This is a genomic window from Desulfobaculum sp. (genome assembly GCF_054921475.1).
On sequence record NZ_JBUDSW010000107.1, the window covers coordinates 1 to 11,576 of the forward strand.

General features: G+C 63.1%; 9 protein-coding genes and 2 tRNA genes. 3 read left to right on the forward strand and 8 right to left on the reverse strand.

The genetic code is table 11. From position 1 onward, the window contains the following. Positions 1–226: 226 nt before the first annotated feature. The 4 genes from ACY69P_RS08585 to ACY69P_RS08600 form a co-directional block, all read right to left on the reverse strand. Positions 227–303, reverse strand: a tRNA-Glu gene (locus ACY69P_RS08585). Between the two features lies 1 nt (position 304). After that, positions 305–380 (reverse strand) — tRNA-Lys (locus ACY69P_RS08590). Between the two features lie 120 nt (positions 381–500). Continuing rightward, positions 501–1,781 (reverse strand): serine--tRNA ligase, encoded by a 1,281-nt coding sequence (serS, locus tag ACY69P_RS08595; RefSeq protein ID WP_459897526.1) that lies wholly within the window; start codon positions 1,779–1,781, stop codon positions 501–503. A 257-nt stretch (positions 1,782–2,038) separates the two neighbouring features. Next, a complete protein-coding gene (locus tag ACY69P_RS08600; RefSeq protein ID WP_462327185.1) occupies positions 2,039–3,319 on the reverse strand; it encodes an adenylosuccinate synthase in 1,281 nt (426 codons plus the stop codon). Between the two features lie 162 nt (positions 3,320–3,481). Between ACY69P_RS08600 and ACY69P_RS08605 the strand changes: the two genes are divergently transcribed. After that, positions 3,482–4,900, forward strand: coding sequence for an MltF family protein (locus ACY69P_RS08605; protein ID WP_459897524.1), 1,419 nt, complete (start codon positions 3,482–3,484; stop codon positions 4,898–4,900). On the opposite strand, the gene ACY69P_RS08610 is transcribed toward ACY69P_RS08605, so the two are convergent. Next, the gene (locus ACY69P_RS08610; protein ID WP_404846154.1) at positions 4,823–5,155 is read right to left on the reverse strand and encodes a hypothetical protein; all 333 of its coding nucleotides are present in this window, start codon (positions 5,153–5,155) and stop codon (positions 4,823–4,825) included. The genes ACY69P_RS08605 and ACY69P_RS08610 overlap by 78 nt on opposite strands. 125 nt (positions 5,156–5,280) lie before the next feature. Between ACY69P_RS08610 and ACY69P_RS08615 the strand changes: the two genes are divergently transcribed. Both ACY69P_RS08615 and ACY69P_RS08620 read left to right on the forward strand, forming a co-directional pair. Then, positions 5,281–6,555 (forward strand): IMP cyclohydrolase, encoded by a 1,275-nt coding sequence (locus ACY69P_RS08615; RefSeq protein WP_459897523.1) that lies wholly within the window; start codon positions 5,281–5,283, stop codon positions 6,553–6,555. Positions 6,556–6,727: 172 nt separating this feature from the next. After that, positions 6,728–8,776 carry a ribonuclease catalytic domain-containing protein gene (locus ACY69P_RS08620; RefSeq protein ID WP_462327186.1) on the forward strand — a complete coding sequence of 683 codons (2,049 nt, stop codon included), beginning with the start codon at positions 6,728–6,730 and terminating at the stop codon, positions 8,774–8,776. A 92-nt stretch (positions 8,777–8,868) separates the two neighbouring features. Here the strand turns inward: ACY69P_RS08620 and ACY69P_RS08625 are convergent, their stop codons facing one another. From ACY69P_RS08625 to ACY69P_RS08635, 3 genes are all read right to left on the reverse strand, one after another. After that, positions 8,869–10,164 (reverse strand): hypothetical protein, encoded by a 1,296-nt coding sequence (locus tag ACY69P_RS08625; RefSeq protein WP_462327187.1) that lies wholly within the window; start codon positions 10,162–10,164, stop codon positions 8,869–8,871. A 2-nt stretch (positions 10,165–10,166) separates the two neighbouring features. After that, the gene (locus tag ACY69P_RS08630; RefSeq protein ID WP_459897520.1) at positions 10,167–10,856 is read right to left on the reverse strand and encodes an ABC transporter ATP-binding protein; all 690 of its coding nucleotides are present in this window, start codon (positions 10,854–10,856) and stop codon (positions 10,167–10,169) included. A 31-nt stretch (positions 10,857–10,887) separates the two neighbouring features. Beyond that, the coding region (locus ACY69P_RS08635; RefSeq protein WP_462327188.1) for an ABC transporter permease at positions 10,888–11,576 on the reverse strand (689 nt) is incomplete at its 5' end.

Genomic DNA, 11,576 nt, shown 5'->3' on the forward strand with positions numbered 1-11,576 from the left:
CGGTCACCGTCGCCCCCCCCCGCCACAGCCCCCACCCTGCCACACGCACAAAAAAACGCGCAGAGGGGTTTCCTCTGCGCGTTTGGTCTTGCGATAGCCCTGCCGCAACGGCGGCGGCAGGCAGACGGGCAGCCAGTTCCTCGCCCTCGTTGCTGGCTGCGGGCGACTGGCTGGGCGATGGACGCAAAAAAGGCTTACGTGAAACACGTAAGCCTTATTTTGTCCTTGGCGTCCCCAAGGGGATTTGAACCCCTGTTATCGGCGTGAGAGGCCGACGTCCTAGGCCAGCTAGACGATGGGGACGTGGTGGGCCGTACTGGGCTCGAACCAGTGACTCTCTGCTTAAAAGGCAGATACTCTACCGACTGAGTTAACGGCCCGCTGAGGGAGCAGTTTGTATGCCCTCTGCCCTTCCCTGTCAAGCACATTTTCCGCACTTTTTTATTTTGGCCGAAACCAGCATGGCGTGCGCAAAAAGGCTGGGCGGGAAGAAATGTATTTTACGCTTTCGGTCGGATGACTTCAAGTCCGCCCATGTAGGGGCGCAGGGCTTCAGGAATGACCACGGAGCCGTCGGCCTGCTGGTAGTTCTCCAGCACGGCGACGAGGGTGCGGCCTACGGCGAGTCCAGAGCCGTTGAGGGTGTGCACGTACTCGCTCTTCTTCTCGCCTTTACGGCGGAAGCGCATGTTCATGCGGCGCGCCTGAAAGTCCTCGCAGTTGGAGCAGGAGGAAATTTCGCGGTACTTGTCCTGCCCGGGCAGCCACACTTCCAGATCGTAGGTTTTGGTGGCGGAGAAGCCGATATCGCCGGTGCACAGGGCCACAACGCGGTAGTGCAGGTTGAGCTTGCGCAGGATGGTCTCGGCGTGCATGCGCATTTCCTCAAGGGCGTCGTAGGAGTCCTCGGGCTTTTCGATGCGCACCATTTCGACCTTGTGGAACTGGTGCTGACGGATGAGGCCCTTGGTGTCCTTGCCGTAGGACCCGGCTTCGCTGCGGAAGCAGGGGGTGAAGGCGGTGAAGCGCTGGGGCACCTCGTCTTCGGTGAGGAGTTCACCGGCGTAGAGGTTGGTCAGCGGCACTTCGGCGGTGGGAATCATGAAGTAATCCCAGCCTTCGAGCTTGAAGAGGTCCTCTTCGAACTTGGGCAGCTGGCCGGTGCCGGTCATGGTCTCGCGGTTGACCATGTAGGGGGTGATGCATTCCTCGTAGCCGTGCTCGTCGGTCTGCACGTCCAGCATAAACTGGGCGATGGCGCGCTCAAGACGGGCGGCCCAGCCGCGGTAGACGGCAAAGCGGCTGCCGGTGAGGCGTGCGGCGCGGTCGAAATCAAGGCCGCCAAGCTCCACGCCGAGTTCCCAATGCTCTTTGGGGGCGAAGTCCAGCTGGGGTTTCTCGCCCCAGATGGCAACCTGCGGGTTGTCGTCTTCGCCTGCGCCTTCGGGGGTGGACTCGTGGGGGATGTTGGGCACGGCCATGAGCCATGCGTTTACGTCGTCGTCCACGCCCTTGAGTTCGCCGTCCAGTTCCTTGATGCGGTCGTTGACCTCGCCCATACGGGCGACCAAGTCGTCGGCGTCTTCGCCCTTTCGCTTGCGCTGGCCGACTTCCTTGGAGGTGGCGTTGCGCTCGGCCTTGAGGCGTTCCACCTCGGCCAGCAGTTCGCGGCGGCGTTCGTCAAGGGCGAGGAATGCATCCACGTCCACCTTGGCCCTGCGCTTGTCGAGGGCGTCCTTCACCACATCCAGATTCTTTCGGATGAACTTGATATCGAGCATATGTGCCTCCGGCACCGGGGAAAGGGGAGCCTCCGTCGTGCGGACTGGGGCTTTCCTTTCCCCGGAACCCTTCCGTTTCGCGGTAGAAAATTCGTGTGTCATTGTGGACGCGTCCACAGCGCCCGGTCAAGCCGCAACATATACCGATTCCGCGCGCGTCCTGCAAGCCACGCGGCGCGCGGGGGATGTGCAGACAAAAAAGGGGCGCTCCGCTTGTCGTGCGGGGCGCCCCAAACCTCTCTACGATAGGTCCGGTTCTAGCGGCAGATGGTCTGCTCGCGGCCGGGGCCTACGGAAATGATGGACACGGGGGTGCCAAGCACTTCCTCAACGCGGCGAACGTAGTTCTGCGCGTTTTCAGGCAGGTCGTCCCACGTGCGGGCGGAGCTGATGTCCTCGGTCCAGCCGGGGAGCTCTTCGTACACGGGGGTGACGTCGGCGAGGCCGTTCTCTTCCTGCGGGGGGTAGAGAATCTGCTCGCCCTTGTAGGTGTAAGCGGTGCAGAGCTTGATGGTCTGCAGGCCGCCCAGCACGTCCAGCTTGGTCATGGCGATGCCGGTGGGGCCATTGAGGCGCACGGACTCGCGCAGGACCACAAGGTCCAGCCAGCCACAGCGGCGGGTACGGCCGGTGGTGGCACCAAACTCAGCGCCGGTCTGCTGCAGGTGCGTGCCGTCGGCGTCGTCCAGCTCGGTGGGGAAGGGTCCTGCACCAACGCGGGTGGTGTAGGCCTTGACCACGGCCTGGATGCGGTCCAGACGGTTCGGTGCACAACCGCTGCCTGCGGCGGCGTTGCCGGAAACGGTATTGGACGAGGTGACGAAGGGATAGGTCCCGTGGTCGATGTCCAGATGCGTTCCCTGCGCGCCTTCAAACAGCACGCCCTTTCCGGCGTCCATGGCATCGCCAATACGGCCGGCCACGTCGCCAACGTAGGCCTGCATGCGCTCGGCCACGGGCTTCATCTCATTGAACACGTCCTCGACCTTGAGCGGGTCCATGCCGTACAGGGCCGTGAACAGGGCGTTCTTCTCCACAAGGGCGCGCTCGATCTTGGCCTTAAAGAGCTCCATGTCGGCGAAATCGCTGGCGCGAATGCCGATGCGGGCCATCTTGTCCTCGTAGCAAGGACCGATGCCACGACCGGTGGTGCCGATCTTGTGCTCGTCGCTCTTTTGCGTTTCACGCGCTCCGTCGAGGAGTTTATGATAAGGCATGATGACCTGGGTTTTTTTGCTGACCAGCAAACGACCCGGGGCAACGTTGATGCCCTTGGCTGCGAGTTTGTCGACTTCCTCAAGGAACACAACGGGGTCGAGGACCACGCCGTTACCAATGAGACAAGCCTTTTCCTGATGGAGGATGCCGGAGGGGATGAGATGGAGGATGTGCTGCTCTCCATCAACCACAAGGGTGTGTCCGGCGTTGTTTCCGCCCTGAAAACGCACAATTATGTCTGCGTCTTCTGTAAGCAGGTCGACGATTTTTCCCTTCCCCTCGTCTCCCCACTGGGCGCCCATTACAACAACATTTGACATTTCTCTCTCCTTCTGTAAGAAGCGCTGCTTTCCGCGCGCTTTTTTGCCGCGACACACGGCAAAATGCATTCCTACCTAAAAAACGCTGTCGATAAAGTCAATATTACAATCTGATATCCCTTGGTAGGCTTTTTGCTAGTTCATCCGTGAGGATGGAGGCCTATGAAACGACATGCGAAAATATTTGCACGCCCCGGATTGTGGGTGGCTGTGGCCATCACGTCCATCGTGCTCGTCCAGTTGGCGCTAACATTCAGTTGGCGCGGCACTGACGCACCCCCGAAACTCCGGGTTGCCGCCCCGGCCCTTAAATGGGTCGAAGGCGGGCTCTCCCCTTATGGCCCAGGGTTCGAGCAGGAGCTGCTCGACTCCTTCTGCCGCCAAAACGGCATGCAGTGGGTCTGGAAAAAAACCAACTCCTGGGACGACGCGTGGGAGATGGTCCGCAACGGCGAAGCCGACGTGGTGCTGGGGCTTGGCTCCAACCCGCCGGACAGCCTTGACGTACCCATCGCCGCCGGCCCGGCCTACGCGCAATTTGCCCCCATGCTCATCCGCGCCAAGGGCGCGCCGGACCCTGCCGAAACCTGCGGCTCGGTTCTGGTGGCGTGCGCCCCCGCACTGGTTGCGGCCTCCGCCGCCGCGCATTCCACGCAGGACGGCTGCGCGCCAACGCCCGTTGCCCCGCCGGATACGGCCCTGCAGCCTGTGCTGGATTCGCTGGACAACGGCGGCCCCTCGGCCGCGCTGGTGGACAGCGGACGCTTCCGGCTTTTGCAACCGTTCTACCATACCATACAAAGCACAAAGAAACTGCCCGGTTCCATTGAATACCGGTGGTTCTGGAGCGAGCGTTCGCCCGAGCTGGCCCGCGCCCTTGCGGACTTTTGGACCCGCACGATGGATAGCGGCGCCTACCGCGCGCTGTATGAAAAATATTTCGGCTTTCTGCCCGAAAAAACGGATTATTACGAACTGTATCACCTTCTGAAGACGCTGCGCAACAAACTGCCGCGCTACGAGGATGAAATCCTTGCGGCAGCGCGGGAGAACGGCATTGACCCGCTTCTTCTTGTGGCAGTGATCTATCAGGAATCGCGCTTTGATCCCCACGCCCGCAGCAAGACGGGCGTGCGCGGACTGCTGCAGATTACGCGCACCACGGCCCGCGAACTGGGCGTGAACCGCAACGACCCGTTCGAGAGCATTAAGGGCGGCGCGCGCTACCTCAAGCAGCTGTACCGCGGCTTCGATGACATGGACCTTTCGTTCTTTGACCGCTGGTTCTTCACGCTGGCTGCCTACAACCGTGGGCGTGGCCACGTAAGCGACGCCATACGCCTGTCCCACGCTCTTGGCGGAACAGGCTCGTCATGGCGGGAACTCAAGGCTGTATTCCCCAAGCTGTCATACGAAAAGTATTACAGAAATGCGAAGTATGGATATACGCGAGGATACGAGGTGGTGCACTATGTGGAAAAGATCCGCTACTACTACTATGTCCTACACGGACTCGTCGTCCTTTCGCGGCCGGAAGCGCAGCAGCTTGCCGCGTTTACCGCCAGTTCCTCCGTCCTTTAGGAAGGGGTTACTCATGCTTTGCGCCGGGGGCACGGGTTCGTCGCCGGGAGTTGCCCGCTCCTTCCAGTGGTAGTTGAAGAGCTGGTTCTTCCAGCACACGGTCTGGATGAGGCCAAGGATGATGACGGCCTCTTCCCAGCGTTTTGTGGGTTCGTACTGCTGAACGATTTCTGCGTACTTCTCCCAAAGGTTGGCAAGGGAATCCTGATCATAGGCCATAAGCTTCTGGGCCAGCTTCGAAAGCGCCTTCTCCACGTCTATCTCCAAGTCTGCGTTGTCTTCTGATTGTGTGCGCCCCGTGGGGACTTTGGCAAATTGCCCCACGAGCGGCGGTATGGTAACAGCACTTCTTCACCACGTAAATCCGAGGAGACCCGGCCATGAGCGACCTGAAAAAGATGTACCGCACCCTCACGCAGGACCCATTTCCCAGTGAAATGAGCCTGCGCATCGGCGATCAGGAACTGCGCTTCACCAAGCGCACCTGGACGCTGGACGGCGAGGAAAAAGGCCTGCGGTACGGCGAAAATCCCGACCAGCCCGCAGCCCTGTTCGAACTGACAGGCGGCGGACTGGAACTGGACGGCGTTTCCTTCCGCGCAGCGGGCGAGGGCCTTGTCTCCGCCCTGACCGAGGAGCACATGCTCCAGGCTGGCAAGCATCCCGGCAAGATTAATCTGACGGACGTGGATAACGGCATCAATATTTTGCAGTACCTCACTGCCAAGCCCGCCGCCGTCATCCTCAAGCACAACAATCCCAGCGGCGCAGCATGGACCGAGGACGGCATCGCCGCCGCCGTGGAGCGCGCCTTCCACGCGGACCGCATCGCCGCCTTTGGCGGCGCAGTTATCGTGAACCGCCCCATCGACGATAAAACCGCCGAGCTGATCAACTCCTCGTACTTTGAAGTGGTGGCCGCTCCGGCCTTTGAGGGCAACAGCCTTGCCACCCTCAAAAAGCGCAAGAACCTGCGCATCCTGCAGATTCCCGGCCTTGCCGAGCTGGAAAAGCTGGTCGGCGTGCCCTTCCTTGACCTGAAGAGCCTGTCCGACGGCGGCGTGGTGGCCCAGCTGTCCTTCCGCAACCGCATCCTCAGCGCGGAGGACTTCATCCCCGCCGAAGCAGAAAAGGACGGCAACACCTTCATCGCCCGCCAGCCCGACGCCCGCGAGGCCGACGACCTGCTGTTTGCCTGGGCCGTGGAGGCCGGCGTAACGTCCAACTCCGTCATCTTTGTGAAGGACGGCGTGACCACCGCCATCGGCACCGGTGAACAGGACCGTGTGGGCTGCGTGGAGCTGACCATCCACAAGGCCTACACCAAGTACGCGGACCTGCTGGCCTCTGACGAGGAAGGCTGCTCCCTGTACGAGCTGAAGCTGAAGGCCAAGACCGACGACTCCGCCGCGGCCAAGCTGGCGGACATCGAAGCCCGCACCCGCGAGGCCAAGGGCGGCCTTGCCGGTTCCGTGCTGGTTTCCGACGGGTTCTTCCCCTTCCGTGACGGCGTAGACGTGGCCCTTGAGCAGGGCATCACCGCCATTGCCCAGCCCGGCGGCTCCATCCGCGACTGGGAAGTCATCACCGCCGTGAACGAGGCTTCGCCGCAGGTTGCCATGGTCTTTACGGGCCAGCGCTCCTTTAAGCACTAGACTGATACCCGCGGCGGCGGTCCCCGCCGCCGCGTTCCTCTCACCTTCCGGGCCCTCCGCCCGGAGCGCGACGCTTCCGCCCCACTCCCCGGGCGGGCCGACTGGTACGAATCCGGATCGGGAAAGAAGGCCGCCCGGCACCACCGCGCGGCCGTAAAGGCAAAAAGGACTTATGAGCTCACCCATCGTACGACACCCCGCATCCGGGTGCATTGTCGAATTCATGCACGGCAACCGGCCCAATCTGGCCTGGGTTCTGGAAGACCAGTCCGGCCGCTACCGTGTGTTGACCATCACCAGCAGGGAGATGAAGCTCCCTGGCGCACGCCTGTTGCCGTGGACCGGCCCCGCAGAAAACAGCGGGCTGAACCGCGAGGAAATCATGGAGCGCCTGCGCCACCATCAGGAGCGCCGCGACGCCCTCGCCAAGGAAATCGACCCCAAGGAAATTTGGGACCTGAGTCAGGGCGAGCTGGACCGCGCCACCACGGAGTGGTTTGCCGGGCTTATATGGGACGAGCCGGACATTGATCAGGTGGCCGCCATGGGCCATGTGCTGCTGGACTATAAGACCCACTTCAAGTTCAATCCCCCGGACTTTGAAATCTACTCCGCCGAAACCGTGGAGAAGCGCCTTGTGGAGCAGGCGGCCAAGGAAGAACGCGAACGCGTTGTCGCCGCTGGCCAGAGCTTCTTCCACGCGCTGTGGAACGCCCGCACCAAGGGGCAGATGCCCCCCAAGAATCCGGACGAGGAAATGACGGCCAAACTGCGCGACGTGCTCTACGCCGCCATGGCCGACACCTCCGGCACCACGGAACTGACCATCTGGAACGCCGTGCGCAAAGGCCTGCCCGACGACCCGAACCTGCCCATGTATCTGGGCCAGAGCTGGGGCATCATCCCCGAACATTTCAACGTGCAGCTGCTGCAGGAAGGCTACGACTGGGGCGATGAGTGGTCCCTTGAGCACTCCGCCGAGCTTCGCCTGCGCGAAAACCAACTGCGCGAAATGGCACGCGAGCCCGAAGAGTTTCCCTTCGTCAGCATCGACTCCGCCACCACCCGCGACATTGACGACGCCTTCCATGTCCGCCGCCTTGAGGACGGCACCCTGCGCCTGCAAATTGCGCTGGCCTGCCCGTCGCTGACATGGGAGTTCGACTCCGAACTCGACCGCGCCGTGCGCGACCGCGCCAGCAGCCTGTACCTGCCCGAGGGCACGTGCCACATGCTGCCGGAGTCCTACGGCCTTGGCCTGTACAGCCTGCAGGAAGGCGAAGCCCGCCCCGCGCTGGTGCTGGACTGCCTGCTCACGCCGCAGGCCGAACTGGTCCGTGCCACGCCGCGCGTCACATGGGTACGCCTTGCCGCCAACAGCACCTACGAGGCCGTGGAAGCCGCCCTTGAGGACGGTACCGCCGACGAGAACCTCACCATCGGTGCGGAACTTGGCCGCCTGCTGCGCGACAGGCGCATTGCCAACGGCGCGGTGATTGTGGACCGCCCGGACCCCAGCATCACGCTGGAGGGCGAAGGCAAGGACACCATCGTCCACATGACGCGCCGCGCCGACACCCCGCAGGCCCAGCTGATGGTCAGCGAATTCATGATTCTGGCCAACTCCACGCTGGGCGGCTGGGCGCAGGAAAAGAATATTCCGCTGCTGTACCGCACGCAGGACATCACCCTGCCCGGCGACGCCGCCGGCGTGTGGTCCACGCCCGAGGACTCCTACCGCGTGGTGCGCCTTATGGCCCCCACGTGCCTGGAGATGTCCCCCAAGCGCCACGCCACGCTGGCGGTGACGGCCTACAGCCCCATCACCTCGCCCCTGCGCCGCTATCCGGACCTCCTCAACATGGCGCAAATCATCCACTACCTGCAAAATGGCGAGCCGCATCTGGACGCCGACCGCCTTGGCCGGATGATTCCGCTCATCAACGCCCGCAACGAGGCCGTGGGCCGCATCCAGCGCTACCGCCCCCGGTACTGGAAGCTGGTCTACTTTAGCCAGCACAAGCACGACTACTTCTCCGCCATAGCCGTGGACGATGGGCAACTGGTCACCGTAGCCCTGCCGGAAGAACAGCTCTACCTGCGCGCGCCGCAGAAGCTGTTTGGCGACAAAATCTACCCCGGCCAGCGCTTTCAGGTGCGCCTGAACAAAATCAACCCGCGCCTGAATGAAATCCGCATCGTTGAGGCGCTGGAAGAGTAGCCCCAGCCCCCCGAATCGAAGACCAAAACGGCCCGCACCACCACTGGTGGCGCGGGCCGTTTTTTGTGCGGCAGGCGGTGAGCGGCTCCGGGCTAGAAGTACCACCCCACCCACGCGCTGACCCGGCGCGCGGGCTTCACGTCCACGTCCATTCCCGGCGGCGTTCCCGGCAGAGGGTAGCCGCCAAACTCCGTGCCCGCATCCCCAAAGGGCAGGCTGGCGTGGACCGTCAGGTCCATATTGTCGGCAAGGTCGATGCTCACGCCCGGCAGCGCCGTGCCCGACCCATCATCAAGATTCATCATGCCCGTGGCAAACACATGCACAAGGGGATGCACTTCGCAGTCCACATGCGCTCCGGCGTAGGCGGGCCCCAGGGTATACATTTCCCCGCGGGCGATGCGCCGCGCCACGGCCGGGTCCGTGTACTGGTCCGAAAAATCATTGCGGGAGAGGCCATTGGCGTGCAGTTCCACATAGCCGTACCAATTCCTGCCCCCCGCCACCCATGAGCGGTCCACATTGGCGGTTACCGAGGCATAGCCGCTGCGCCCGCGGCTGGCCGTATGCAGGGCCGTCCATGTTCCATCCACGCGCCACGCCGCGTCCCCGGCATAGCCCACAAGCCCAAGGCCCGCCACAGTATCCCTATAATGCCGGGCGGCCATAAGCTCCACCTCCGTGGAGCCAAAGGCCATGCCCACCTTGCCGCCGACCGACGCCTGCTCAAAATCCACATCCCGCGTGGCCGCATCCCGGCGCGGGACGTACATCACCTGCACATCCGCCCGCCCCGCCGGAACGCGCACAAAGACCATATCCTTCCCGGTCTTGTAATCGCGCTCGATATCCGTCGGCGCAAAGGGGCTGATGAGGTCCATGGGATTAAACAAAAACCCATGCCCCCACGTCACGGCCTGCCGCCCCACACGCACCTCGCCCCACGGCGGGGTGTAGGCGGCGTAGAACCTGTCGATGCGGTGGGTCACCACGTCCCCATCGTCGTCGGTGGCAACGTGGGACAGGTCCAAAAAGGAGGTGGAATCGTCCACAGGCGGCGTGAGGGTGACGCCCGGGAGCATGGAATACCGGTCCGCAATGCGCTGGGCATCGCGCCGGGACTCGCTGTGCCCGGCGATGACCTCGTAGTGGATTTCAGTATACAGGCGCGGACCGATAAAGGCCCGGTGCTTCAGGCGCGCCTCCACGCTGGCGTCGGTGTTGGGGGACAGGCCAACGCTTTGGCTGAGGGTATCGTCACGGGGAAAGCTGGTGGCAACGCGGGTCTTGAGGTGCCCGCCCATCTCCTGCTCCACCTTCGGCGCCTCGGCCCACACCGGGGAAAGCAGAGCAAGCCACACCAGCGCAGTGCACAGCGCATAGCGCATAACTACGTCGCCCCGCCCGCTTCGCCGTCCACACGGCCATCCTTAATGCGGATGATGCGCTGGGCGTAGTCCATGACCATCCTGTCATGGGTGGAAAAGATAAACGTCACCCCGCGCTGGCGGTTCATCTCGCACATCATTTCAAGCAGGCCGCGTCCGGTGTCGGAATCAAGGTTGGCGGTGGGTTCATCGGCAAGGACGATGGACGGACCGGACACCACAGCACGCGCAACGGCAACCCGCTGCTGCTGTCCGCCGGACAGCTCCGCCGGGCGGCGCTCATACAGCCCGGACAGGCCAACATCATCAAGGATGGCGCGCGAGCGCTGGCGGCGCTCCCGCGCGCCGACGCCCTGCATCAGCATGACGTATTCCACGTTCTCCTGCGCGCTGAGGACGGGGATGAGATTATAGGCCTGAAAGATAAACCCGATGGTGTTCAGGCGAAGCTCCGCAAGGGCGGACTGGCTCATGTCCGACAGCACCCGCCCGCCAACGGAGACTGTGCCGGAGTCCGGCGCATCCAGCCCGCCGATAAGGTTCAAGAGCGTGGTCTTGCCCGACCCCGACGGCCCCGCAAGAGCGACAAAGCCCCCCCGGTCTATGGTGACGGAGACGCCGCGCAGAGCATGCACGGGCACACTGCCCTGCGTGTAGGTCTTGGTCACATCCTCGCACACCACCATTGCCATGCGGCACTCCTTGTCCGTTCCGGGACCGGTCTCAGGTATGCGCCAGCGCTTCCACCGGAGTGATGCGCGCGGCGCGCTGGGCCGGGTAGAGGCTCACCACCAGCCCAAGGCCCAGCACCACGGCGTTGGCGATAATGATGTCACGCACAGCCACCTGCGGATGCACAATGCGCGGCACGCCAAAAAACTCCGCCCCATCGGCGAAGAAGGACAAATTCAGCCCGCTGTCCGGCACAAGGGCAAGGCACCCAAACCCCAGCGCGTTCCCAAGGGCCATGCCCACCAGCAGCAGCATGGTCGCCTCGGTCAGCACGCCGCGCAGTATCCACGCGGGCTTAAAGCCAAGGGACTTGAGCAGGCCAAACTCGCGGATGCGCTCCAGCACGGCCATAAGGATGGTGTTCACGATGCCAAACCCCATGGCCGTAAACACCACCAGATACCACAGGTACAAAAACTGCTCGAAGATTTCGAGGTAGGCCCGCAGCATGGGCACCACATTCTCCCACGTCAGCACCTGCGCCCCTTGCGGCAGGGCGCGGCGCACCGCTCCCGCGGCCTTTTGGGCCATGGCGCGCCGGGGCAGAACCACGGATACGCCCGTTACGGCCTCGCCAATGTCCAGCATGGCCTGCGCCGCAGACAGGGTGACGAACACATAGCGCGTTTCCGTGGCTTCGAGCTCCGCGCGGTACGTGCCCCGGATGCGAAACGCCCGCG

Excerpts from the sequence above, each read along its gene's own strand:
- serS (WP_459897526.1), bottom strand. The coding sequence starts at position 1,781 with ATGCTCGATATCAAGTTCATCCGAAAGAATCTGGATGTGGTGAAGGAC.
- ACY69P_RS08600 (WP_462327185.1), bottom strand. The coding sequence starts at position 3,319 with ATGTCAAATGTTGTTGTAATGGGCGCCCAGTGGGGAGACGAGGGGAAG.
- ACY69P_RS08605 (WP_459897524.1), top strand. The coding sequence starts at position 3,482 with ATGAAACGACATGCGAAAATATTTGCACGCCCCGGATTGTGGGTGGCT.
- ACY69P_RS08615 (WP_459897523.1), top strand. The coding sequence starts at position 5,281 with ATGAGCGACCTGAAAAAGATGTACCGCACCCTCACGCAGGACCCATTT.
- ACY69P_RS08620 (WP_462327186.1), top strand. The coding sequence starts at position 6,728 with ATGAGCTCACCCATCGTACGACACCCCGCATCCGGGTGCATTGTCGAA.
- ACY69P_RS08625 (WP_462327187.1), bottom strand. The coding sequence starts at position 10,164 with ATGCGCTATGCGCTGTGCACTGCGCTGGTGTGGCTTGCTCTGCTTTCC.
- ACY69P_RS08630 (WP_459897520.1), bottom strand. The coding sequence starts at position 10,856 with ATGGCAATGGTGGTGTGCGAGGATGTGACCAAGACCTACACGCAGGGC.